Origin of the sequence: Bacillus cereus group sp. MYBK216-1 (assembly GCF_051916495.1) — a bacterium.
GTDB classification, from domain to species: domain Bacteria; phylum Bacillota; class Bacilli; order Bacillales; family Bacillaceae_G; genus Bacillus_A; species Bacillus_A thuringiensis_K.
Window position 1 is genome coordinate 701,506 of the sequence record NZ_JBQAGT010000004.1, and the last position, 25,469, is coordinate 726,974.

Consider the following 25,469-nt stretch of genomic DNA (forward strand, 5'->3'; position numbering starts at 1 on the left):
TGCGTTGAATGATATGCAGAAAACAAATGCAGTACCAGTAACTATATTATGTATAGCACCCATACTCATCTTATTTACAGTTATACTTTCGATTTTGTATGGGGCGAAAAGTATTGATGCTGAAACAGTGTGGAACGCATTATTTCATTTTGATTCAAGTGATGTAAATTATAATATTATTATTACTTCACGTTTACCAAGGGTAGTTGCAGCTCTTTTAGTCGGAGCATTTCTAGCCATATCAGGAGCACTTATGCAGGGGATGACAAGAAACTATCTTGCATCCCCTTCTATTATGGGTGTGACGGATGGTGCTGCCTTTGTTATTACGCTTAGCATGATTTTTCTTCCGGGAATGTCATCAATTGGTATGGTTGTATGTTCAATGATTGGTTCTGCACTAGGAGCTGGTATCGTGTTTGGTTTTGGTTCGCTCCTTCAAAATGGCTTATCACCAGTTAGGTTAGCGATTATAGGAACAGTTATTGGAACATTTTTAAGCAGTGTATCGGCTGCCATGGCTTCGTATTTTCAAATTTCTCAAAATGTTAGTTTTTGGTTTAATGCAAAGTTAGATCAAGTAGATCCTAATATAATTAAAATCACGATACCGTTTGGGATAATTGGAATAATTTTAGCGTTGTTAATATCAAAATCTATTACCATTCTTTCATTAGGCGAAGAGGTTTCTATTAATTTAGGACAGCGTACAAAACTAGTTAAAGCGATGGCAATTTTATCAGTTATCTTTTTAACAGGAACAGCAGTTGCTTTAGTGGGGAAAGTTGGTTTTGTAGGTTTAATTATTCCGCACATTACCCGCTTTATAATTGGGGTAGATTATAAGTGGATTTTGCCATGTGCAGGCATTATTGGCGGCGTTTTCTTAGCTTTATGTGATGTTTTAAGTAGGTTTGTAAATTATCCATTTGAAACGCCAATTGGAGTCGTAACATCTTTAATTGGAATTCCTTTCTTCCTTTATTTAATTCGTACAAGAGGAGGAGAGAGACATGCTTAAAAGTTCAAGTCAACGTTTCGGGATGACGATGGGGATTATTGTATTTTTAATACTATGTGCCATTTACATTAGTTTAACGAATGGTACGTTTGATATTACGATTACAGATGTATTTAAAACACTTTTTAGAATTGATCCAGTACCAGAACATGATTTAGTTATTTTTGAGTTTCGTCTTCCGCGTATTGTAATTGCTGGATTAGTAGGATTAGGCCTTGGTGTTGCAGGTGCCGTCATTCAAGGGATTACGAGAAATGGATTGGCAGACCCAGGTATTTTAGGAGTAAATGCCGGAGCAGGAACAGCGATCGTCATTTTTATGTTTTTCTTTCAAGGGCAATTAAAAAGCACAGACTGGGTTTCTATTATGATGATGCCAATGTTTGGTTTAGTAGGCGGATTAGGTGCAGCTATCATCATTTATCTGTTTTCTTGGAAAAACGGTAAGTTGGATTCGCAGCGACTTTTATTAACAGGCATTGCAATTGGGACAGGATTTGGAGCCTTTTCTATGTACTTATCACTCAAAATGAAGTCAACTGATTTCGAGATGGCTGCAGTGTGGGTGTCTGGAAGCATATATAGTGCGAACTGGAAGTATATTGTAGCTATGTTACCGTGGCTTATTATCTTAATTCCACTGATACAAAAGAAAGCTTATTTATTAGATTTATTTCAATTGGAAGAAACGAGTATTACAAGTTTAGGTGTTTCAGTAGAACGAGAGAAATCAATTTTACTATTAAGTAGTATCGGACTTGTGAGTGCATGTGTTGCTGTTTCAGGGAGTATCGGTTTTATTGGTTTAATGGCACCGCATATAGCGAAAAGGCTTGTCGGTATTCAGCATAAGCATATCATTCCTACGTGCGGCGTAATCGGAATGTTTCTTGTAATTACTTCAGACTTTATTGCGAAAACAGTTTTCACACCTGTAGAGCTACCAGTTGGAATCGTTATTTCTATTGTCGGTGTACCGTATTTCTTATATTTACTTTATAAGGCGAAAGCGTAAGAGGAGGAATAAAATTGAGTATTTTAAGTGCAAAAAATTTAGAAACAAGTTATGAAAAGCTTACAGTGTTTCGCGATTTAAATGTGGAAATACAAGAAGGAAAAGTAACGACAATTATAGGTCCAAACGGTTGCGGTAAATCGACATTGTTAAAAACAATGGGAAGAATTTTAAAACAAAAAAGCGGAAAAGTATATTTGCAAGGACAAGATTTACATACAATTCCAACGAAAGAAATTGCGAAGCAGTTAGCTTTACTCCCGCAAACTCCAATTGCGCCAGGTGAACTTAAAGTGGAAGAATTAATTTCTTATGGACGCTATCCACATCGAAATAACGTAAATAAGTTAACGACAAAAGATAAAGAAATGATTGATTGGGCATTAAATATAACGAAAACTTCTGAATTTCGAACGAGACAAATTGCAAATTTATCAGGAGGCCAAAGACAAAAGGTATGGCTAGCGATGGCATTAGCACAAGAAACAGAAGTGTTGCTATTAGACGAGCCAACAACATACCTTGATATGTCTCATCAATTAGATGTATTACAAATTGTGGAGAGATTAAATAAAGAACATAATTGTACGGTCGTAATGGTACTACACGATATTAACCATGCAGCAAGGTTTTCAGATGAGATTATTGCAATGAAGGAAGGGGAAATCGTTACAACTGGTATCCCAGAAGAAATCATTACAAATGAAGTGTTAAAAGAAGTATTTCATATTGATGCGCGTGTCATGATTGATCCGTATAATGGGTCTCCTGTTTGTTTTGGGTACGATAGCGTTGGACTTAAAGAAGAGAAAGTTGAAATATATGTAACGAGTTAAAAAGGGGGGATATAAGATGAATACTACGATTGAAAAACAGCAGATTATAACATCTAATACGGAACAGTGGAAAATGTATTCGAAAATAGAAGGTAAGGAATATCAAATTCATATTTCAAAACCGAGGCAGCCAGCACCAGAGTCGGGCTATCCTGTTATATACGTATTAGATGGCAATGCCTTTTTTCAAACATTCCATGAAGCGGTTAAAATACAATCAGTTAGAGCAGAGAAAACAGGTGTTTCACCAGCCATTATAGTAGGTATTGGTTATCCGATTGAAGGGGCATTTTCAGGTGAAGAAAGATGCTATGATTTTACGCCTAGCGTAATTTCAAAAGATGCGCCTTTAAAACCAGACGGTAAACCGTGGCCAAAAACAGGAGGAGCACATAATTTCTTTACTTTTATCGAAGAAGAATTAAAGCCGCAGATTGAAAAGAATTACGAGATTGATAAAAGAAAACAAACGTTATTTGGGCATTCACTAGGTGGTTTATTTGCTTTACATATACTATTCACAAACGCAAATGCTTTTCAAAATTATTTTATTAGTAGTCCATCTATTTGGTGGAATAACCAATCTGTTCTTGAAAAAGAAGAGAATCTTATAAATGAATTAAACAGTGCCAAGTTTGAAACGGGAGTGTTCCTTACAGTTGGGTCACTAGAACGAGAGCATATGGTTGTAGGGGCAAACGAATTATCAGAGCGCCTTTTCCAAGTAAAACACGATCAGTTTAGATTTACGTTTTATGAAGCTGAAGGGGAGAATCACGCATCTGTTGTGCCGACTTCTTTAAGTAAAGGGTTAAGATTTATTAGTCACGTATAATTTGGAATGATTGTCTAATAAAATGCAAACGAAAGGCTATGGAGAAATTCTCCATAGCCTTTCGTTTGTTCAAGTAGAATTGTCCTTTTTGAAAGTTTTGTTTCAACTTTTCGTCTAAAGAGACAAAAAGTTGTCACAATTCGTTCACAATTAGCATAAACATAAAATAGACGAAATGAACTTATTTCCAAAAAGGCTTAGTTCATTCCATTTATGATTAGTGGAGCTAAAAGAACGGATTAAAAGTTCACTATATTCTCAAGGAGGTAGATCGTATGAAAACTATTCTTGCTATCGCTGGGCTTATTTGGGTTTTATCACATGGCATTCCAATTTATGAGGGAGAACAAATTCGCAGTGCTCTAAATAAAAATTTTAATGAATATCACGTTATTGATCGGCAAGATAATGTTGTGACAGTTCGTGTAAATGACTGTTTTCATACGGTAACCGTTGAAGGAACTTCAGTAGTGAATGATACAAAAGTATGTGATCAGCAATAATTATATATGGAAAGAAAAAATTTCTAGATTAAATAGCTGAAAATTAAGTTTTTAATATTATAGACGAAGGATAAGCGGGGGCGGGTAATCCCCGCTTATTCTTGTTTCATTTTATTGAATTTTGATGAGAGATATAATGATTTTTTTGACAAAAGGAAAGGGTATACTGAAAATTGAGATTAAGAAGCTAATGTGTTGTTAAGAATAATCATAAAGCGTAAATATACTCTTATGGGGTATCATGCGTAGATATTTAATGCTATAATTGGTATACTCATAAAAAACAATTGTTTTATTGGATGAAGAGAAACTTTAAGAAGGTGATAATATGGATCATAAAGAGCATGAAGCAGTAACATATAGATCAGAAAAAGAAAAAGAACAGATTATAAATAGATTAAAGAGAATTGAAGGACAGGTCCGCGGTATTCAAAACATGATTGAAAATGATCGTTATTGCGTAGATATTTTAGTGCAAATTTCAGCGATTAATGCAGCGATGAAAAAAGTAGGGATGGGCGTTCTCAAAAATCATACGAGTCATTGTGTTTCAGGAGCTATTAAAAATGGAAATGGTGACGAAGCAATTGAAGAATTAATGACAGTATTTGAACGTTTTTCAAAAGCGTAAAAACAAGCTAGTATTTAACTGGCTTGTTTTTTTCTTTATCCTTGTAGGGGTGTGAAAAAGTGTGTGTAAAATAAACTTTCAGAAAAAAATTGAAAAATCATGACAAAAAACCATTGATTACCTTAGGGGGGTATGGTAAGATGAGGTTGTGATTAACAAACAATGAATAAACAAGAGGAGGATTTTAAATGGAACAGTTAACATTACAAGTTGAAGGTATGTCTTGTGGACATTGTGTAAATGCTATCGAAAGCAGTGTGAAAGAGCTAAACGGTGTTGAACAAGTGAAGGTTCAACTAGCAGAAGGAACTGTTGAAGTTACTATCAACTCGTCTGCCGTAACATTAAAAGATATCGTTGCTGTAATCGAAGATCAAGGATACGATGTGCAATAATTATTTTTAGATATGGAAATAAATCGTACTTTAAATGAAGTACGATTTATTTTGCTAATAATTATACCTCATAAGGGTATATAGAGGTGAGAGACATGAATGAAAAAAAAGAGGCCAATCTTCAAATATCAGGAATGACATGTGCGGCATGTGCAAATAGAATTGAAAAAGGTCTAAAAAAAGTAGAAGGTGTCCATGAGGCAAATGTAAATTTTGCGCTTGAAAAAACAAAAATAATATACGATTCAACTAAAACAAATCCGCAACAGTTTAAAGAAAAAGTTGAATCGTTAGGATATGGAATTGTAAGTGATAAAGCCGAATTTACTGTTTCAGGAATGACATGTGCAGCATGTTCAAATAGAGTTGAAAAGCGTTTAAATAAGTTAGATGGTGTGAACAAAGCGACAGTAAATTTTGCTTTAGAATCAGCTACAGTAGACTTTAATCCTGATGAAGTTAATGTAAATGAAATGAAGAGCGCGATTACGAAGCTAGGATATAAATTAGAAGTGAAACCAGATGATCAAGATGCATCAACTGATCATCGATTACAAGAAATTGAAAGACAAAAGAAGAAGTTTATTATTTCGTTTATTTTATCTTTCCCGTTACTTTGGGCAATGGTTAGTCATTTCTCATTTACGTCGTTTATTTATTTACCAGATATGTTAATGAATCCTTGGGTGCAACTAGCACTTGCAACTCCTGTTCAATTTATCATTGGTGGACAGTTTTATGTTGGGGCTTATAAAGCGTTACGTAATAAAAGTGCGAATATGGATGTTCTCGTGGCGCTTGGAACGTCGGCCGCTTATTTTTATAGTGTATATGTAAGTATTCAATCTATTGGTTCTTCGGAACATATGACAGATTTATATTTTGAAACAAGTGCGGTACTTATTACATTAATTATTTTAGGTAAATTATTTGAAGCGAAAGCAAAAGGGCGCTCATCAGAAGCAATTAAAAAATTGATGGGTTTACAAGCGAAGACAGCTACAGTTGTGCGAGATGGAACAGAAATAAAAATTTTGATTGAAGAAGTAGTAGCTGGTGATATCGTCTATGTAAAGCCTGGTGAAAAAATACCAGTAGATGGTGAAATTGTAGAAGGAAAGTCAGCAATTGATGAATCGATGTTAACGGGTGAAAGTATTCCTGTTGATAAGTCAATTGGGGACGTAGTAATAGGTTCGACAATAAATAAAAATGGCTTTTTAAAAGTGAAAGCAACTAAGGTAGGAAGAGATACTGCATTAGCTCAAATTATTAAAGTAGTAGAAGAGGCACAAGGTTCAAAAGCTCCTATTCAAAGGGTAGCAGATCAAATTTCAGGTATTTTCGTACCGGTTGTAGTTGTGATTGCGATTATCACATTTGCAGTATGGATGATATTTGTTACACCTGGTGATTTTGGCGGAGCACTTGAGAAAATGATAGCAGTACTTGTTATCGCTTGTCCATGTGCATTAGGTCTTGCAACGCCTACATCTATTATGGCAGGATCAGGAAGATCAGCAGAGTATGGTATTTTATTTAAAGGTGGAGAGCATTTAGAAGCAACGCACCGATTAGATACGGTTATTTTAGATAAAACGGGTACAGTGACAAATGGGAAGCCGGTGTTAACAGATGTAATTGTAGCAGATGGATTCAATGAAAATGAATTGCTTAGATTAGTAGGGGCAGCAGAAAGAAATTCTGAACATCCACTTGCAGAAGCGATTGTAGAAGGAATTAAAGAAAAGAAAATTGATATCCCAAGTTCAGAAACGTTTGAAGCGATTCCGGGATTTGGTATCGAATCAGTTGTAGAAGGAAAACACTTATTAATTGGTACACGTCGATTAATGAAGAAATTCAATATTGATATTGAAGAAGTTTCTAAATCAATGGGAGCGCTAGAACGAGAAGGAAAAACAGCAATGCTTATTGCAATTGATAAAGAATATGTTGGTATAGTTGCCGTTGCGGATACGGTGAAAGATACTTCAAAAGCAGCTATCGCAAGACTGAAAAAAATGGGTCTAGACGTTGTGATGATTACAGGAGATAATACACAAACTGCTCAGGCAATTGCAAAGCAAGTTGGTATTGATTACGTAATTGCAGAAGTATTGCCAGAAGGAAAAGCAGAAGAAGTGAAAAAACTGCAAGCAAATGGTAAGAAAGTAGCGATGGTTGGAGACGGGATAAATGATGCTCCTGCTCTTGCTACAGCGAACATTGGTATGGCAATTGGAACGGGAACGGATGTAGCGATGGAAGCAGCGGATATAACGTTAATCCGCGGTGACTTAAATAGTATTGCTGATGCGATCTTTATGAGTAAAATGACGATAAGAAATATTAAACAAAATTTATTCTGGGCATTAGCTTATAACGCGTTAGGAATTCCAATTGCGGCATTAGGTTTCTTAGCCCCTTGGGTTGCTGGAGCAGCGATGGCATTTAGTTCTGTATCCGTTGTATTAAATGCGTTACGATTACAAAGAGTTAAATTAAAATCTTAAAAAGCTGCATTAAGTAATTGAATAGAATTAAAAAAACAATACTTTAAATAAGTATTGTTTTTTTGTTCGTATAGAAATTAAAACGATATAATAAAGAAGAAATATGGAATCGTATATAGTAGAAAAGTTAAGAGGTAGTTTGGTAAGGAGACTTATATATGTTAAAAGATATTATAATTAGGACATTTCAGAAAGAAGATTTAGATCAAGTATTACAAATGTTCTATGAGACAGTTCATACGGTTAATGCAAAAGATTATAATGATTTACAGCTACAGGTGTGGGCACCGGATCAACTAGATAGAGAAAGCTGGTTAAAGTCTTTAGAGAAGAATATTAGTTATGTAGCGGATCATAACGGTGTAATATTGGGATTTGGGGATTACAACGATGAGCATTACGTAGATCGTTTATTTACACATAAAGATCATCAAGGGAAAAGAGTCGCTTCATACATACTACAGAAGTTAGAAAAAGAAGCTGTGAAATTGGGGCATAGGGAGATATATACAGAGGCGAGCATTACCGCAAAACCTTTTTTTGAAAGTAAAGGTTTTATTTGCATAAAAGAACAAAAGAAACAGCATAATGGTCAGATATTTATTAATTATGTTATGAAAAAAATATCCTTCTCATAAATGAGAAGGATATTTTTCATTATTTTACAGCTTCTTTTAGTTCTTTACCAGCTTTGAAAGCAGGTACTTTAGAAGCTGCGATTTGCATTTCTTCACCAGTTTGTGGGTTACGGCCTGTACGAGCAGCTCTTTCGCGAACTTCGAATGTACCGAATCCGATAAGTTGTACTTTTTCACCAGCAGCTAAAGTGTTAGTGATTGATTCTACTACAGTTTGTACAACTACAGTAGCTTCTTTTTGAGAAATCTCAGCATTTTGTGCTACGTTTTTAATTAATTCTGTTTTGTTCATGTTTTTCACCTCATATGTAAATAATGCTATTTAAGTTGTTATTATAACGTATAAAACATTCGAGAACAAGTGTACGTACATATATTCGCAAAAAAAATGAAATTTGTAATATTTTTTTAGGGCACTTTATTGACATTCCATTTAAGCGGACAGAGATTTGTTCTTCATTTCAGTCTTCTCTTGATAAGAAGGTAGTTCCTTATTATAAGATATGAAGTAAGGTAGTGCTACAAATAACATACCACCTACTAAATTTCCAAAGAAAACAAAAATAAAGTTTGGAAAATATTCAGCCCAAGTGAAATGACCGGCAAAAATCGCGGCTGGGATGACAAACATATTGGCTACAACGTGTTGAAATCCAATCGCAACAAAAGTCATAACCGGGAACCAAATGCCGATAATCTTTCCGATAAATTCTTTACTTCCCATACTGAGCCAAACAGCTAAACAAACGAGCCAGTTACATCCGATTGCAGAAATAAATGCTTGCAATGGTGTATCGTGTAGTTTCGCTTGAGCGATAGAAATAGTTTTCGCTAAAAAAGCTCCTTCAGTTAAGCCAACGATATGACCGAAAAAGTAGGCTACAAATACAGCCCCTATGAAATTGCTAAATGTAACAATAACTAAATTTCGTATGAAATAAAATAAAGTAATTTTCTTTTGAAGCCAGGCCATAGAAACTGTCATCATGTTACCAGTTACTAGTTCACCGCCTGCAAGAATAACGAGAATAAGACCAATAGGGAATACAGCAGCGCCTAGAAAACTAGAAAATGATCCCCAATATTTTGGCATTGTCCCAATAACATGAATATCGAGTAAATATCCTAATGCGATAAAAGCACCACCAAAAAAACCAAGAATTAGCATAGGGAGCAATGATAAATGAGCTTTTTTCCTTCCTGAATTCGCAGCAAGTTCCGTAATTTCTTCTGGTGTAAATACAGACATGAATAACCCCTCCGTAATAAAATGATGGAATGAATAGAGAAAATTTCAAAAATCTATGTATTATAAAAATATGTTATGACTTCTGTATAAAATTGTCAAAGTGAATAGGGAGGGAATTACATATTAAGAACATTATTCATGTTGTCACATTAATGTAACAATAAGGATTTAAAGTGTTTCTAGAGGTGAAAACATGAATACGAATCATGTAAAAAAAGAACGAAAAAAATCAATCATAAAGATATTTATTATTAGTTTTATAAGTATATTAATGATACCAGTAAGTTTGTATTATTATGCGACAGAAATAGAACGAAAACTAGTAACAGTTACATGGAATGAAATAGAAGATTCTGCAATTCCTAAAGAATTTAATAATAAAAAAATATTACAGCTTTCAGATGTACATTTAGGACCACAGTTTACACTGAAGCAACTTGAACATTTAGTGGAGAAGATGAATGAATTACATCCAGATATAGTAGTTTTTACCGGGGATTTAATAGATAAATTTGGGTCTTATAGTGCGGAAAAAGAAGAAGCGAAGGCTATTTTGCAGAAAATTTACGCTCCCTTAGGGAAATATGCTGTGTTTGGGAATCATGATAGGGGTGGGGGCGGTAGTTTATTTTACAAAGAATATATGGAGGAAGCTGGTTTTTCTGTATTAGTAAATGAAGTGCAGAAAATTAAAGTGGAAAACGGCAAATATATTACAATATCAGGTTTGGATGATTTTCTATTAGGGAAGCCGCAAATAGATTCAACTTTAAAAAACTTGAAACAAAATGATTTCAACATGTTATTAGTACATGAGCCGGATGTTGTAACCAAAATAAATCGTTACCCGGTTGATCTTCAACTGTCAGGACATAGTCACGGAGGACAAGTCCAAATTCCTTTTGTAGGTCCGTTAATTACTACCAAACTAGCTGAGAGCTATGTTGAAGGTATGTATGAAGTAGAGGGGAAGAGTAAGCCGTTATATTTATATGTAAATCGTGGCATTGGGACTACTAGGATGCCTGTTAGATTTTGGAGTGTACCTGAACTTTCAGTTTTTGTGTTGAAGCAAAATAGTGAATAGAATAGTAGGAGGACTTTTAGAGAAAGTTCTCTTTTTTTATTGATTAAACACTGAATATTATGTAAATTTTGTTTAAAGTGTTAAATAAAGAAAGGGGAATTTCTATGATAGAAACATGGCATAAAGAATTGGAAAGTTTATATAACCAAATAGTTTCATGGCGAAGAGATTTTCATCAATATCCAGAGCTATCGTTTCAAGAAATAGAAACGCCGAGAAAAATAGCTGAAACCTTAAAAAGTTTTCATATTGATGTGAAAACAAATATCGGGGGCAGAGGAGTAATCGGCGTAATTGAAGGTGGAAGACCTGGGAAGACGATAGCGCTACGTGCTGATTTCGATGCACTACCTATCCAAGATGAAAAGCAAGTTTCATATAAATCAAAGATTCCTGGTGTAATGCACGCTTGTGGGCATGATGGACATACAGCAACACTTTTAGGAGTTGCAAAAATATTAAGTGACCATAGAGATCAGCTTTCTGGAAAAATAGTTCTTATACATCAACATGCAGAAGAGAAAGAACCTGGTGGGGCAATTGCCATGATTGAGGATGGTTGTTTAGAGGGAGTAGATGTTGTATTTGGTACACATTTATCTTCTCAAATGCCATTAGGAATTGTTGGTGCAAGAGCTGGAGCAATGATGGCAGCAGCTGATTCTTTTGAAGTGAAGGTTCAAGGGCGAGGTGGTCATGGAGGTATGCCGCATCATACTGTAGATACTATTATCGTCGCAACGCAAGTTATTAATCAATTACAACTTTTAGTTAGTAGAAAAGTAGATCCGCTTCAATCTGCAGTATTAACAGTAGGCACATTTTATGCTGGTCAAGCAGATAATATTATTGCAGATACTGCTACATTTACAGGGACCATTCGAACGCTAGATCCTGAAGTGAGAGAATATATGGAGAAGGAATTTAAACGAGTTGTTGAAGGGATTTGTCAGTCTCTTCATGCTGAAGTTAATATTCAATATAAACGAGGCTATCCAATATTAATAAATCATGTAGATGAAACACGTCATTTTATGACGGTTGCGGAACGTGATCTTGGCAGAGAACGGGTCATGGAAGTACCACCTATTATGGGGGGAGAAGATTTTGCATACTACTTAGAACATGTTCCTGGAGCATTTTTCTTCACAGGTGCGGGGAATGAAGAAATAGGAGCGACATATCCACATCATCATCCTCAATTTGATTTTGATGAACAAGCGATGTTAATTGGTGGTAAATTACTTTTAAGTCTTGTGAATAGTTATGTAAGAGATGAAAAAGAATCTTTTCATCATGTAGAAGTGAAAAAGTAATTTACATAAATAAAAAACAACAACAATAGGCCCTATAACCTATTGTTGTTGTTTTTTATTTTTGCAAGGAAAGACCATCAAAATATGTTCTATAGTTACTAGAGAATTCAAAGTTGTTTTTTGCATCCCAATTAATAGACCAAGACATTAGGCCGCGGAATGCAGGATAGCCACTCTGGTTAGAAAGTTTATACTTTCCTCCGAACGGAACTCCTTTAATGATATAATTTAAAGCTTTTTTCATTTCAGTTGGCGAAATGTATCCACCACTTGGAGCTGCCGCCGGTGCTGCTGGAAGCCCAATCATGACTTGATCTGAACGAAGAGCTGGGAAAATGTTATTTGGATTACCACCTACAGGAAAACCATGTAAGAGCATATCTGCCATAGCGACTTCGTAGTCTGCGGTACCTTGATTGTAGTTATTACCGTCCATTCCAATCCCGCTACCAGCATTGTAGTGTTGAACGTGAATGTATGTTAGTTTATCTTTCACTCCGTAAATAATCGGTAAATATGCACCCCAGATACTTCCGTATGCGCTATAACCGCCTTGAACATAAGCTGTTTCAGGAGCCATGCTTAATAGAAAATCTGGACCATAATGATCTGAGATTGTTCGAATAGCTGATATAAGATTTACGATTTGGGGAGTAGTTGGGTTTTTGAAATTAGTGTCATTTCCGTTTAAATAAATACCTGATTCAAGGTCAATATCTATTCCATCAAAACCGTATTTATCGATTAGAGATTGTATGGAATTAATAAAACGTTGCTTAGCGGCATTGTCAGGAAGTAAAACGACTCCATTTTGTCCACCTATTGAAAGAACTACTTTCTTTCCTTTACTTTTTAAATAAGAAATATCTGATTTGAAGTCTGCATCTGTACCATACACAGGAGAAAATTCAACAGTGGAACGATCACCACCAGTTTCACCAAAAGATACATTGATTACATCCCATTTTGGTGAAACGTCTTTTAATTTAATAATGCCAGTACCGTTATCAAAGTTATGCCAGTATCCAACGAGTAATTTTGAACCTAAATTGTTTGCTGCTTGTGCTTGGAAAGGGGATAGCGGTAGAAGTAAGAACATTACTAAAATACAACAAAAAAATTTGAACTTGTTTAACATATCAACACTCCTATACAAAAAGTTGTCTAGATGTATAATCTTGTTTATTTAATAATATCTGAAAGTTCTTTCTTTTGTAAGAGGACTATAATTTTCTCAACAATTGTGTATAGGAAAGTATTAAACCTAATGTAATAATTTTTGAAGGAGGTTGAATTGTAATTGTTAAATTCAGAATATTTTGATATATTTTAAAGTATAGGACAAAATCTTTCGCACAGTACTCTTACATAAATTTCAAAATTTAGTTTGGAAGGGGATGTACAAGATTTGGATAAAAATCTAAAGAAAGACCTCAAAATACGCCACATTACAATGATCTCAATTGGCGGCGTAATAGGGGCTGGTTTGTTTGTTGGAAGTGGTGCAGTTGTACATTCGGCAGGACCAGGTTCTATCGTTTCATATGCATTAGCAGGACTTCTAGTCATTTTCGTCATGAGAATGCTAGGAGAAATGGCAGCTGTTAATCCGACAAGTGGTTCATTTGCAACGTATGCAAGAGAAGCGATTGGTCCTTGGGCGGGTTATACAATAGGCTGGTTATACTGGTTTTTCTGGGTAATTGTTATTGCAATAGAAGCCACAGCAGGTGCTGGTATTATCCAATATTGGATTCCACAAATACCGCTTTGGTTATTAAGTTTAATATTAACAATTTTATTAACGCTGACGAACGTTTTTTCGGTAAAATCATTTGGAGAGTTTGAATATTGGTTTTCTTTTATTAAAGTAATAAGTATTGTTTTGTTCCTTTGTCTAGGTCTTGCTGTTATTTTAGGATTTGTTCCAGGAACAGAAGCACCCGGCACTTCGAATTTAATTGGACAAGGTGGATTTATGCCAAACGGTATAAGTTCGGTATTGCTTGGAATTACTGTCGTTATATTTTCATTTATGGGATCAGAGATTGTAGCAGTAGCAGCAGGTGAATCTGCAGAACCTGTAAAAGCAGTAAAAACAGCAACAAACAGTGTGATTTGGCGTATTCTTGTATTTTTTATTGGGTCTATAGCGGTAGTTGTTACACTACTGCCATGGAATTCAGCAAACATATTAAAAAGTCCATTTGTAGCTGTACTTGAACATATAGGAATACCAGCGGCAGCGCAAATTATGAATTTTATCGTTTTAACAGCTGTGCTTTCTTGCTTAAATTCAGGATTATATACAAATTCAAGAATGCTTTTTTCAATGGCAGAAAGAGGAGATGCTCCAAAGTCATTTTTAAAATTGAACAGTAGTGGTGTTCCTGTTCGGGCCGTTTTATTCGGAACGTTCTTCGCTTATATTGGAGTTGTGTTTAGTTACATTTCTCCAGATAAAGTCTTTTTGTTTTTAGTGAATGCATCTGGCGGGATTGCGCTACTAGTTTATCTCGTTATTGCAGTTTCGCATTTAAAGATGCGTAAAAAAATGGGGAAAGTAGAACAACAAAATTTGAAAGTGAAAATGTGGCTTTTTCCGTATGTAACGTATGTTACAATTGCTGCTATTATAGCAGTTTTAGTTGCGATGTTCGCAATTGATACTTTACGTTCACAAGCACTTTTAACAATGTTTGTTACAGTTCTTATAATACTTTCTTATTTTATTTTTAATAGAAATAAAAATAGCACAGTTTTGAATCCTAAAAGTAAGAATGAGGAATCTGTTCGATTCTAATTTTCTAATTTTCGAAGAGAGTTACACCCAGTCATTGCTATAAAAGAATCATATATAATCATAGAAACAAGTAATTACTATTGTCATAGTGAATATAAACTTTTTTCTTGACTTTTTATACGAAGGCGAGCAAAATGGTAAAAAAGGAAGGGGGATGATAATGGAAGAGTACGTATTAGAGCTGTATAACCTGTTATATACGACAGAATGGCAAGATATTGTTTCGTTTCTAGGAATCGTATTTTGCATGAAAATTGTAATTGTATATATGGAAGAGCAAGGTATGTTCTATTCCTTCTCATCCCCGTTCGATATGCAGCGCGAGCCGTTGCTAAACTATGCCAATGTGAATTACGAACAAATTCCTTTTGTTATTTTCTTTATGATTCGATTTATTACAGCAATTGTAAGGAAAAAGGAAAGTGACGATGAAGAGTGCCACTCAACTTGTAATATAGCGAATGTTTTTTAAGCTAAATACAAGGAGGAGATTTATATGTGGTTTCGATTTCTTATGATTGGTTTCTTTTCATTAACAGCAATTTCTTTAATGGGATATCAAGTGTCTGAAATTTTTCAAGCATATAGCGATACATTTTTTAACAAAAACTAATCGCATTGCTATTTGAATAATAAAGCGATAAAATCCTTCTTAAGAAGTTTTATTAAGAAGGATTTTTTTCTTTGTTTTGTCTTGCTGTGTCAAACTATTGTCACATTTACACTGTGAATAGTATGTTAAAATAGTGAGGTTACGTATACATATTTGAAGGAAGAGGGAGTGACCATTTTGGTGGATCAATCAACAAATCAGAAAAGCTATGCTCCTATTGTGATAACGCTTTCTGTAATTGTAAATGCGATTATATTATTTTTGTTCTTTGGACCTGTTGGCTATGAAGGAGAAGTACATTTTGATGTAACGATTTTACCAATGTTAAACGCGATTTTTAATAGCTTTACGTTCGTATTTTTATTAGCAGCGTTATTCTCTATTATTAAAAAGAATGTGAAAATGCATCGTGGTTTCATCCTTGCAGCATTTACGACAACTTTACTATTTTGTGTGTCGTATTTATCGTATCATTACTTAGCACCGGCAACACATTTTGGCGGAGAAGGATTCATTAAATATGTGTATTTCATCATTTTAATTACACATATTATCCTAGCAGCAATTATCGTACCACTTGCATTGTTTGCGCTTGTATTTGGTTTTACAAATCAATTAACACGTCACCGTAAAATTGTACGTTGGACGATGCCGATTTGGTTATATGTAAGTTTATCTGGTGTTATTGTTTACTTAATGATCTCACCTTATTACCAATAAAAAAATCTCAGCCTGTAGGCTGGGATTTTTTTATTAAGCAAATATTTTTGTGAAATGAAAAAAATATGGTATACAAAAGTATAGTTGCTTTTCATATAGAAGGGATGGTAAAGAAATATGCAAAACTTTGTATTTCGTAATCCAACGAAACTTATTTTCGGTAAAGGTCAATTAGAGCAGTTAAAAACTGAAATTCCACAGTTCGGTAAAAAAGTTCTTCTCGTATACGGGGGAGGCAGCATTAAAAGAAACGGTATTTATGATAATGTAATTTCTATTTTAAAGGATATAAATGCAGAAGTATTTGAATTGACAGGTGTTGAACCGAATCCACGTGTATCAACTGTAAAGAAAGGGATTCAAATTTGTAAAGAGAATGGTGTTGAATTTATTTTAGCAGTTGGTGGAGGAAGTGTAATCGACTGTACGAAGGCAATTGCAGCTGGTAGTAAGTACGATGGAGATGTATGGGATATTGTAACGAAAAAAACATTTGCTAATGAGGCATTACCATTTGGTACTGTACTTACTCTTGCAGCAACAGGATCTGAAATGAATGCAGGCTCGGTAATTACAAACTGGGAAACGAATGAAAAGTATGGATGGGGAAGCCCAGTTACATTCCCGCAGTTTTCAATTTTAGATCCAGTTCATACTGCATCTGTACCGAGAGATCAAACGATTTATGGTATGGTAGATATTATGTCACATGTATTAGAACAATATTTCCATCATGGAACGAATACAGAACTACAAGATCGTTATTGTGAATCTGTTTTAAGAACAGTCATTGAAACAGCACCTAAGCTTTTAAGTGATTTAGAAAATTATGAGTATAGAGAAACTATTTTATATTGCGGAACGATGGCGTTAAATGGCATTTTAGCGATGGGAGTAAGAGGTGACTGGGCAACTCATAATATTGAACATGCAGTTTCTGCTGTTCATGATATACCGCATGGAGGTGGCCTTGCGATTTTATTCCCGAACTGGATGAAACATGTTGTAGAGGAAAATGTAAGTCGTTTTAAACAGTTCGCTATTCGTGTATTTGATATAGAAACAGATGGCAAAACAGATAAAGAAGTGGCATTAGAAGGAATTGAGGCATTGCGTCAATTTTGGACTTCAATTGAGGCACCAGTAACATTGTCTGATTACGCTATTGGAGAAAGTGAAATTGATATAATGGCTAATAAAGCGATGGCGTATGGTGAATTTGGTAACTTTAAAAAATTAAATAAAGATGATGTTCTAAGTATATATAAAGCTTCTTTATAAGTGAATTTAGAAAAGAAACCTATTTGATTGTTTGATCGAATAGGTTTCTTTTTTGATGTTTATAAACGTTTGTGGATGTTTTTGATTATTTTTGATTGTTTATGGTTGATTTTTGTGACCGTTTTCATTATACTGTAATCAAAGAAGAGGTGAATAAAATGTTAACTCCTGAACGTCATCAAATGATATTACAACTTGTAAAAGAACAGAAAGTTGTAAAATTACAGCAATTAGTTGAAAGAACAGAAAGCTCTGAGTCGACAATTCGCCGTGATTTAGCACAATTGGAAAAGCAAAGGTTATTAAAAAGAGTTCATGGTGGTGCTGCTGTTTTAACAGGAAAAGGGAAAGAACCAACGATGGTTGAAAAATCATCCAAAAACATTCAAATAAAACAACAAATTGCTAATTATGCGGCTAGCGTTGTTGACCAAGGTGATTGTATTTATTTAGATGCAGGAAGTACAACATTTGAAATGATTCCATTTTTAATAAATAAAGATGTTACTGTCGTTACGAATGGACTTATGCATATTGAAGCTTTAGTTGAAAATAATATTCGTGCGTATTTACTAGGCGGAATGATGAAGAGTAGGACGAAAGCTTTAATCGGTGCTATGGCACAGGAAAGTATGCAGAAGTATCGTTTTGATAAATGTTTTTTAGGTGCAAATGGTGTACATGAACAGCTTGGCTTTACAACGCCAGATCCAGAAGAAGCGCTCTTAAAACAAATGGCATTAACATTAGCAAACGAAGGATATTTCTTAATTGATGAAAGTAAGTTTTCAGAAGTTGCATTTGCGAAAATTGCAAATGTTGAAGATGCAAATATTATTACAAACCATTTAGAAATTGATTTAGAAAAATATAAAAGACAAACCAATGTAATTGAGGCTGATAAAAAATGATCTATACAGTTACTTTAAACCCATCTATTGATTATGTAGTGCAAGTTTCTTCTTTTGATTTAGGAACAATAAATCGAGCGGAGAAAGATATGAAGTTTCCTGGAGGAAAAGGCATTAATGTTTCTCGTGTTCTTCAGCGTTTAGGTGTTAAAAATATAGCACTTGGATTTACTGGTGGATTTACTGGTCAATTTATTAAAGAGGTATTACAGACGGAAGGTGTAACAACAAACTTCGTCCAAGTAGATGAAGATACTCGCATTAATGTGAAAATAAAAGGGGAAGAAGAAACAGAATTAAATGGCCAAGGTCCTATTGTAACAAAAGAGCAGTTCGAACAGTTAATGAAAAAAATTGAGGGTATGCAACCTGGAGATTGTGTTGTACTTGCTGGGAGTGTACCAGTTTCTATTCCAAGTACCTTTTACGAATCAATTGCTGCGTTTGGAGCTGAAAAAGGTATTCGTGTAGTAGTAGATGCAAGTGGAAGTGCACTGCAACATGTAATTAAAAATAAGCCATTTTTAATTAAGCCAAACCACCATGAACTTGGTGAGTTGTTTGGAGTGGAGCTTTCAACAGTAGAGGACGTTTTACCTTATGGAAGAAAATTAATTAAACAAGGTGTAAAACACGTTATCGTATCGATGGCTGGAGAGGGAGCTTTATTATTTACGGCAGAAGGTATATATGAAGCGACTGTTCCAAAAGGTGTTGTAATTAATTCAGTTGGGGCCGGAGATTCTCTTGTTGCAGGGTTTGTAGGCAAATATGAACAGACAAAAGATATTGAAAAGGCATTTCAATACGGCGTTGCAACAGGGAGTGCAACAGCATTTTCAGCTGATTTATGTAAGAAGGAAAAAGTAGAAGAATTATTGTCGCAAGTAATTGTAGCTAAGCGATAGGGGGAAGCAACATATGAAAATTACAGAACTATTAAAAAGGGATACAGTCATTATGGATTTGACAGCTTCAAATAAAGAAGCTGTCATAGATGAATTAGTTGAGAAATTAAACGGGGCAAATCGTTTAAATAGTAAAATGGAATTTAAAGAAGCTATTTTAAAGCGGGAGTCCCAAAGTACGACGGGAATAGGGGAAGGTATTGCAATACCTCATGCGAAGACAAAGGCTGTTAAACAACCATCGATTTGTTTTGGTAGAAGTGTAAGCGGTATCAATTATGAGTCGCTTGACGGACAGCCAGCACACTTATTCTTTATGATTGCTGCAAGTGAAGGAGCGAATAATACTCATTTAGAAACGTTGTCTCGTTTATCGACATTATTAATGGATGAAGGGTTTCGCAAGCAACTATTAGAAGCGAAGGATGAAAGTGAGCTTCTTCAACTATTTGATGAAAAAGAGAATGAAAAAGAAGAAGAGATTGAAGTTGCAAAACCAGAAGGAAATGAACCGTACGTACTTGCTGTTACAGCTTGTCCAACTGGAATCGCTCACACATATATGGCAGCGGATAGCTTAAAAGCAAAAGCGACAGAGTTAGGAATAGCGATTAAAGTTGAAACAAATGGATCAACGGGTATTAAAAACGGTTTAACGAAAGAGGATATTGAACGTGCAACAGCTATTATTGTTGCGGCGGATAAACAAGTAGAAATGAATCGTTTTGCTGGTAAACATGTCATTCAAGTGCCAGTTGCTGATGGGATTCGAAAAACGGAAAATCTGCTTAAACGAGCTGTCAAACAAGATGCACCAATCTTTAAAGGTGTAAAAGAGGACGGGAAGTCAGAAAGTATTGAGGGAGAAAAGGGATTAGGAATTTATAAGCATTTAATGAGCGGTGTAAGTAATATGCTTCCATTCGTTGTTGGTGGCGGGATTTTAATAGCGCTAGCGTTTTCGTTTGGTGGTATAAAGGCGGAAGGTCCTTTAGCTGAATTGTTCATGTCAATTGGTGGAGGAAAAACAGGTGCGTTTTTATTCCTTGTACCAATTTTAGCTGGATTTATTGCAAGTTCTATTGCTGATCGTCCTGGTTTTATGCCTGGTGTTGTAGGTGGATTTTTAGCGGCGAATGCGAATGCGGGATTTTTAGGTGGATTAATTGCTGGTTTCTTAGCTGGATATGTTGTTTTAGGGTTGAAAAGATTATTTTCAGGACTACCAGTACAATTAGAAGGAATTAAACCTGTATTGTTATATCCAGTCTTTGGATTATTGATTACAGGAGTTGTAATGCAAAAAGTAGTAATTCCGCCTGTAGTAGCATTAAATGAAATGTTGACAGGGTGGTTAAATGGTTTAAACGGTACGAATGCTATATTACTAGGTCTTATTTTAGGTGGTATGATGGCAATTGATATGGGGGGTCCAATTAATAAAGCGGCATTTACGTTTGGTATTGCTGCAATAGAAGCGCAGAATTTTGGAGTGCACTCAGCAGTTATGGCTGGTGGTATGGTACCGCCACTTACGATTGCATTCGCAACTACATTCTTTAAATCAAAGTTTACAGAAGCGGAACGTAAGTCTGGTTTAACAAATTATATTATGGGAGCATCATTCATTACAGAAGGTGCGATTCCGTTTGCAGCTGCAGATCCGGTTCGAGTAATCGTAAGTTGTGTTGTTGGTTCAAGTATTGCAGGGGCGTTATCTATGTTATTCCAAATTACATTACCGGCACCGCATGGTGGATTATTTGTAATAGCGTTAGTAAATAAACCGTTACTATATATTTTCTCTATATTAATTGGAACAATTGTCTCGGCTATTATGCTAGGTGTTTGGAAAAAGAAAGTTCAATAACAAATGAAAAGAGAGCAGTTTTTAGTAGCTGCTCTCTTTTTATTACAAAAAAATAGGTTAACAATTGAATATTGATGTTTTTTAGTAAAAGATGTAATGAATTGTGAATTTTTTGTAACAAAAAAGTAACACTGTAATTTTTTCTGGAAAAAGTTCTTGCGCTCGTATATGAAAAATATATGAACACCATTGGAAATTGTATTAGAAATACATTTTATTAATATGGGAATTTATGTTACAACTCGTTAATCGTATATTACGAATGCTTTGTAATTGTGTGATTTCCGAAAATTCTAAAAATCTGTTGCTATAATAAAAATACGAAAACAAAGCAAATGGAGGCTATTCATGAAAAAATTATTAGGTATAGCAACAGCAGCAGTTTTTGGTCTTGGGATTTTTGCGGGTTCTGCTAAAGCGGAAACAATTGTAACAACAGACGTATTAAATGTTAGAGAAAACCCAAATGTAGAGTCAAAGCTTGTAGGTAAAGTGTTAAGTGGGAATACACTAGATGTTATAAATACAGAAAATGGATGGACAAAAATTAAGTTGAACGGTAAGGAAGCGTTTGTAAGTGCTGAGTTTACAAAGAGCACATATTATGTAACGGCGGGTGTATTAAATGTTCGTGCTGGAGCGAATACTGATTCTGAAATTTTAGGTAAACTTAATAAAGATGATGTGATTGAAACGACGAATCATGTTCAAAATGAATGGTTACAATTCGACTACAATGGAAAAGTCGGATATGTTCACGTGCCATTTTTAACAGGAACGGCACCTGTAATTGAAAAGAAAGAGGTTGTAGCTCAAGAAGAAGCGCCAGCTAGAACAAATACGCCGGTTAAAAATAATACAGTAGTTAAGAATAAAGAGTCTATTAAGAAGGTAGAATCAAGTAAACCTGTGGTAAAAGAAAAACCGGCTGCAAAACCAGTTGCAAAATCTACTGAAACAAGTGCGCCTGCTGGTGGTCGTGAAATTACGGTAGAAGCGACGGCATATACAGCAGATCCGAGTGAGAATGGTTCGTATGGTGGTCGTGTATTAACTGCAATGGGGCATGATTTAACAGCAAATCCAAATATGAAAGTAATTGCTGTTGATCCGAAAGTAATTCCGCTTGGATCAAAAGTATGGGTAGAAGGGTATGGAGAAGCGATTGCTGGAGACACTGGTGGTGCGATTAAAGGAAATCGTATTGATGTATTGGTCGGTTCAGATGGTAGTGCTAATAGCTGGGGGCGCAAATCTGTAAAAGTGAAAGTTATACAATAGGTTATCGATATTAATATAAAAAGCGGTTGCTTGAATTTATGTAAGCAACCGCTTTTTATGGGTTATTGAAAAGGATAAATAGTTTTACCTGTAATAATTTTATATGCACTGCAAAATTGCGTTTGTATATATTCTGTATTTTCATTTTCTGGATGTAATGTTGTTTCATGGAGAGTAGAATGAAAAGCCCGTAGTAAACAATTTAGGGCGAAGTATAGCTCCTCTTGTGAACAATTTTGTTCTTTTGTAGAAGTAGCTAAAATGAGGTCTTTTGTCAAAGATGAAAAATTGATGGTGGATTGTTTCATAGTTAACTCATCCTCTCGAAACTATTTTTATCATGTATATGCAGAATTGGACAAACTATGCTCTTTTTATATATAATTTCATGTACCAAAATGAAAGAACTTGCAATCATGCCGTTAAAATTGGTAAGATTGGGTATAATCAATAGATGGAGTATATTACATAAAGAGAGTTGAATGATATGGGAGAAGTGCAACGTGAAAAAGTTGCTGTCATCATTGGACCAACTGCTGTTGGAAAGACAAAGTTAAGTATCGATCTTGCTAAAGCGTTGAACGGTGAAATTATTAGTGGTGATTCCATGCAGATCTATCGAACGATGGATATTGGAACTGCAAAGGTAACAAAAGCAGAGATGGACGGAATTCCACATTATATGGTCGATATAAAAAATCCGGAAGATTCATTTTCTGTCGCGGAATTTCAAGAACGTGTTCGCAAGCATATTCGAGAAATTACAGAACGTGGTAAATTACCAATTATAGTTGGTGGGACCGGTCTTTATATACAATCTGTTTTATTCGATTATCAGTTTACAGATGATGCTGGTGATGTGATATACCGAGAGCAAATGGAAAAGTTAGCTTTAGAACGCGGTGTGGAATATGTACATAAAAAATTGCAAGAAGTAGATCCAGAAAGTGCGGAGCGTATTCATGCAAATAATGCACGACGTGTCATTCGGGCGTTAGAAATTTTCCACACGACGGGTGAAAAAATGAGTGACCAAATTGAGAAACAAGAAAAAGAGTTACTCTATGATGTTTCATTAATTGGCTTGACAATGGATCGAGAAATGCTATACGATCGCATTAACTTACGAGTGGATTTGATGATGGAACAAGGCCTATTAGAGGAAGTAGAAGGGCTGTATAATAGAGGGATACGAGATTGTCAATCTATTCAAGCGATTGGATATAAAGAAATCTATGATTATTTTGAGAATCGAGCCTCTTTAGAAGATGCGGTATCACAATTAAAGACGAATTCGCGTCGTTATGCAAAACGTCAATTAACGTGGTTCCGTAATAAAATGGACGTCACGTGGTTTGATGTTACAGACGGTGAAAAAACGTCAGAAATTTTACGATACATAGAAGGAAAGTTACAAGTAAAGTCGAATAATAGTAAGTAGAGAAAAAGAGGAGGATTCGACATGAAGCAATCAATCAATATTCAAGATCAGTTTTTAAATCAACTCCGTAAAGAAAATACGTTTGTTACGCTGTACTTATTAAATGGTTTCCAGCTTCGTGGACTAATTAAAGGATTTGATAATTTTACAGTCCTGCTGGAAACAGAAGGTAAGCAACAGCTTATTTATAAACATGCAATTTCTACATTTGTACCACAAAAAAATGTTTCAATTGAATTAGAATAGTAATGAATTATTGTACATAACAAAAAAGAGCGAGTTTCCTCGCTCTTTTTTTATTTGTCATAAACAATATATAGTGAAATTTAAGCGATTCTAAATACAGTAAGGCGGATGTTAGTATTTCCTGTTGCAGGGATCGTAATCTCATTAAGAGTAGATTGGACAGAGATTCTTGCATCAGCTGCTAATGTTTCGATTGTAGTAAATGAAAGTGAGTCGCCTATTAAATTTGAAGAGAAATTATCAGTTGCGACTGCCCCATTAATTGAAATGCCTACTCCAAGAGGAGCGCATCCTGGCGCAGTTGTAGAAATAGATACGCTAATTACATAAATACCACCGTTGACAACTGTAACTGTATCTGTGCCATTAAAGATAATATTGTTTACGTTAATTGCAGTATTGAAAATAAAGTTATTAAATTGTAGTACTGTTTGTTGAATATTGTTTGTTACAACAATTGTTGCTACAGGGAAACTAGGTCCAGTAGGCCCAGTAGGTCCGGTAACTCCTATACCAGTCGCGCCCGTTGGCCCTTGAACACCTTGAGGTCCAGTAGCACCGGTAGCACCAACAGGTCCTTGAACACCTTGAGGTCCAGTGGCACCGGTAGCACCGGCAGGTCCTTGAGCACCTTGAGGTCCAGTAGCGCCAGTAGCACCAGTAGCCCCCGTGTTACCTTGAACACCTTGAGGTCCAGTAGCGCCAGTAGCCCCCGTGTTACCTTGAACACCTTGAGGTCCAGTAGCGCCCGTGTTACCTTGAGCACCTTGAGGTCCAGTAGCGCCAGTAGCCCCCGTGTTACCTTGAACACCTTGAGGTCCAGTAGCACCGGTAGCCCCCGTGTTACCTTGAACACCTTGAGGTCCAGTGGCACCGGTAGCCCCCGTGTTACCTTGAGCACCTTGAGGTCCAGTAGCGCCAGTAGCACCAGCAGGTCCTTGAGTACCTTGAGGTCCAGTGGCACCAGTAGCCCCCGTGTTACCTTGAACACCTTGAGGTCCAGTAGCGCCAGTAGCCCCCGTGTTACCTTGAGCACCTTGAGGTCCAGTGGCACCGGTAGCACCAGTAGCCCCCGTGTTACCTTGAACACCTTGAGGTCCAGTGGCACCAGTAGCCCCCGTGTTACCTTGAACACCTTGAGGTCCAGTGGCACCGGTAGCCCCCGTGTTACCTTGAGCACCTTGAGGTCCAGTAGCGCCAGTAGCACCAGCAGGTCCTTGAGTACCTTGAGGTCCAGTGGCACCAGTAGCCCCCGTGTTACCTTGAACACCTTGAGGTCCAGTGGCACCAGTAGCACCTGTGTTACCTTGAGGCCCCTGAGGTCCAGTAGCGCCAGTAGCACCGGCAGGTCCT

26 protein-coding genes are annotated in these 25,469 nt (G+C 35.8%); 21 read left to right on the forward strand and 5 right to left on the reverse strand.

Features of this window, described 5'->3' with window-relative positions; genetic code table 11:
- Positions 1-13: 13 nt before the first annotated feature.
- The 9 genes from ACTFRH_RS18135 (at position 14) to ACTFRH_RS18175 (ending at position 8,390) form a co-directional block, all read left to right on the forward strand.
- Positions 14-1,021 carry a FecCD family ABC transporter permease gene (locus ACTFRH_RS18135; protein ID WP_001173066.1) on the forward strand — a complete coding sequence of 336 codons (1,008 nt, stop codon included), beginning with the start codon at positions 14-16 and terminating at the stop codon, positions 1,019-1,021.
- Positions 1,014-2,036, forward strand: coding sequence for a FecCD family ABC transporter permease (locus ACTFRH_RS18140; protein ID WP_000920456.1), 1,023 nt, complete (start codon positions 1,014-1,016; stop codon positions 2,034-2,036). Before ACTFRH_RS18135 ends, ACTFRH_RS18140 begins: the two co-directional genes overlap by 8 nt.
- Positions 2,037-2,050: 14 nt before the next feature.
- Complete coding sequence (locus ACTFRH_RS18145; RefSeq protein WP_000025767.1) at positions 2,051-2,872, forward strand: ABC transporter ATP-binding protein; 822 nt, start codon at positions 2,051-2,053, stop codon at positions 2,870-2,872.
- 16 nt (positions 2,873-2,888) lie between these two features.
- Positions 2,889-3,707 (forward strand): alpha/beta hydrolase, encoded by an 819-nt coding sequence (locus tag ACTFRH_RS18150; protein WP_001098316.1) that lies wholly within the window; start codon positions 2,889-2,891, stop codon positions 3,705-3,707.
- 275 nt (positions 3,708-3,982) lie between these two features.
- The gene (locus tag ACTFRH_RS18155; RefSeq protein ID WP_000849106.1) at positions 3,983-4,210 is read left to right on the forward strand and encodes a hypothetical protein; all 228 of its coding nucleotides are present in this window, start codon (positions 3,983-3,985) and stop codon (positions 4,208-4,210) included.
- Positions 4,211-4,538: 328 nt separating this feature from the next.
- Complete coding sequence (locus ACTFRH_RS18160; RefSeq protein WP_000349639.1) at positions 4,539-4,841, forward strand: metal-sensing transcriptional repressor; 303 nt, start codon at positions 4,539-4,541, stop codon at positions 4,839-4,841.
- Between the two features lie 188 nt (positions 4,842-5,029).
- Positions 5,030-5,236 carry a copper chaperone CopZ gene (gene copZ, locus ACTFRH_RS18165; RefSeq protein ID WP_000436977.1) on the forward strand — a complete coding sequence of 69 codons (207 nt, stop codon included), beginning with the start codon at positions 5,030-5,032 and terminating at the stop codon, positions 5,234-5,236.
- A gap of 95 nt (positions 5,237-5,331) precedes the next feature.
- Positions 5,332-7,752, forward strand: coding sequence for a heavy metal translocating P-type ATPase (locus ACTFRH_RS18170; RefSeq protein WP_001003172.1), 2,421 nt, complete (start codon positions 5,332-5,334; stop codon positions 7,750-7,752).
- A gap of 158 nt (positions 7,753-7,910) precedes the next feature.
- Positions 7,911-8,390 carry a GNAT family N-acetyltransferase gene (locus ACTFRH_RS18175; protein WP_000910162.1) on the forward strand — a complete coding sequence of 160 codons (480 nt, stop codon included), beginning with the start codon at positions 7,911-7,913 and terminating at the stop codon, positions 8,388-8,390.
- Between the two features lie 19 nt (positions 8,391-8,409).
- Here the strand turns inward: ACTFRH_RS18175 and ACTFRH_RS18180 are convergent, their stop codons facing one another.
- Together ACTFRH_RS18180 and ACTFRH_RS18185 are read right to left on the reverse strand one after the other, a co-directional pair.
- Positions 8,410-8,682 carry an HU family DNA-binding protein gene (locus ACTFRH_RS18180; RefSeq protein ID WP_001043904.1) on the reverse strand — a complete coding sequence of 91 codons (273 nt, stop codon included), beginning with the start codon at positions 8,680-8,682 and terminating at the stop codon, positions 8,410-8,412.
- Positions 8,683-8,823: 141 nt separating this feature from the next.
- On the reverse strand, positions 8,824-9,639 hold the full coding sequence (locus tag ACTFRH_RS18185) for a formate/nitrite transporter family protein (RefSeq protein WP_000110536.1): 816 nt from the start codon (positions 9,637-9,639) through the stop codon (positions 8,824-8,826).
- Positions 9,640-9,832: 193 nt separating this feature from the next.
- Between ACTFRH_RS18185 and ACTFRH_RS18190 the strand changes: the two genes are divergently transcribed.
- On the forward strand, positions 9,833-10,726 hold the full coding sequence (locus ACTFRH_RS18190) for a metallophosphoesterase (protein WP_001095332.1): 894 nt from the start codon (positions 9,833-9,835) through the stop codon (positions 10,724-10,726).
- 104 nt (positions 10,727-10,830) lie between these two features.
- Entirely contained in the window at positions 10,831-12,042 is a 1,212-nt protein-coding gene (locus ACTFRH_RS18195; protein WP_000573496.1) for a M20 metallopeptidase family protein, read from the forward strand.
- Positions 12,043-12,097: 55 nt separating this feature from the next.
- Here the strand turns inward: ACTFRH_RS18195 and ACTFRH_RS18200 are convergent, their stop codons facing one another.
- Positions 12,098-13,180 (reverse strand): chitinase, encoded by a 1,083-nt coding sequence (locus ACTFRH_RS18200; RefSeq protein WP_000932438.1) that lies wholly within the window; start codon positions 13,178-13,180, stop codon positions 12,098-12,100.
- Positions 13,181-13,450: 270 nt separating this feature from the next.
- Between ACTFRH_RS18200 and gabP the strand changes: the two genes are divergently transcribed.
- The 8 genes from gabP to entD all read left to right on the forward strand — a co-directional run bounded on the left by gabP (position 13,451) and on the right by entD (position 22,429).
- On the forward strand, positions 13,451-14,845 hold the full coding sequence (gene gabP, locus ACTFRH_RS18205; RefSeq protein WP_000360113.1) for a GABA permease: 1,395 nt from the start codon (positions 13,451-13,453) through the stop codon (positions 14,843-14,845).
- A 160-nt stretch (positions 14,846-15,005) separates the two neighbouring features.
- Positions 15,006-15,317 carry a hypothetical protein gene (locus tag ACTFRH_RS18210; RefSeq protein ID WP_000393483.1) on the forward strand — a complete coding sequence of 104 codons (312 nt, stop codon included), beginning with the start codon at positions 15,006-15,008 and terminating at the stop codon, positions 15,315-15,317.
- A gap of 318 nt (positions 15,318-15,635) precedes the next feature.
- Positions 15,636-16,178, forward strand: a complete 543-nt coding sequence (locus ACTFRH_RS18215) for a DUF420 domain-containing protein (protein ID WP_000228315.1) — start codon at positions 15,636-15,638, stop codon at positions 16,176-16,178.
- Positions 16,179-16,295: 117 nt separating this feature from the next.
- Positions 16,296-17,459, forward strand: a complete 1,164-nt coding sequence (locus ACTFRH_RS18220; protein ID WP_001179090.1) for an iron-containing alcohol dehydrogenase — start codon at positions 16,296-16,298, stop codon at positions 17,457-17,459.
- A 158-nt stretch (positions 17,460-17,617) separates the two neighbouring features.
- The gene (locus ACTFRH_RS18225) at positions 17,618-18,370 is read left to right on the forward strand and encodes a DeoR/GlpR family DNA-binding transcription regulator (RefSeq protein WP_000957273.1); all 753 of its coding nucleotides are present in this window, start codon (positions 17,618-17,620) and stop codon (positions 18,368-18,370) included.
- A complete protein-coding gene (gene pfkB / locus ACTFRH_RS18230; RefSeq protein WP_000640858.1) occupies positions 18,367-19,278 on the forward strand; it encodes a 1-phosphofructokinase in 912 nt (303 codons plus the stop codon). Before ACTFRH_RS18225 ends, pfkB begins: the two co-directional genes overlap by 4 nt.
- Before the next feature lie 13 nt (positions 19,279-19,291).
- Complete coding sequence (locus ACTFRH_RS18235) at positions 19,292-21,148, forward strand: PTS fructose transporter subunit IIABC (protein WP_000704596.1); 1,857 nt, start codon at positions 19,292-19,294, stop codon at positions 21,146-21,148.
- A gap of 348 nt (positions 21,149-21,496) precedes the next feature.
- Positions 21,497-22,429, forward strand: a complete 933-nt coding sequence (entD, locus tag ACTFRH_RS18240) for a cell wall-binding protein EntD (protein ID WP_000734615.1) — start codon at positions 21,497-21,499, stop codon at positions 22,427-22,429.
- 62 nt (positions 22,430-22,491) lie between these two features.
- Here entD and ACTFRH_RS18245 read toward each other — a convergent pair whose 3' ends face one another.
- The gene (locus ACTFRH_RS18245; RefSeq protein WP_000814428.1) at positions 22,492-22,737 is read right to left on the reverse strand and encodes a hypothetical protein; all 246 of its coding nucleotides are present in this window, start codon (positions 22,735-22,737) and stop codon (positions 22,492-22,494) included.
- 179 nt (positions 22,738-22,916) lie between these two features.
- Between ACTFRH_RS18245 and miaA the strand changes: the two genes are divergently transcribed.
- A complete protein-coding gene (miaA, locus tag ACTFRH_RS18250; protein WP_000504932.1) occupies positions 22,917-23,870 on the forward strand; it encodes a tRNA (adenosine(37)-N6)-dimethylallyltransferase MiaA in 954 nt (317 codons plus the stop codon).
- 21 nt (positions 23,871-23,891) lie between these two features.
- Positions 23,892-24,116 (forward strand): RNA chaperone Hfq, encoded by a 225-nt coding sequence (gene hfq, locus ACTFRH_RS18255; RefSeq protein WP_000813896.1) that lies wholly within the window; start codon positions 23,892-23,894, stop codon positions 24,114-24,116.
- Positions 24,117-24,196: 80 nt separating this feature from the next.
- On the opposite strand, the gene ACTFRH_RS18260 is transcribed toward hfq, so the two are convergent.
- On the reverse strand, positions 24,197-25,469 hold a 1,273-nt coding region (locus tag ACTFRH_RS18260), incomplete at its 5' end, for a Gly-Xaa-Xaa repeat protein (protein ID WP_440049324.1).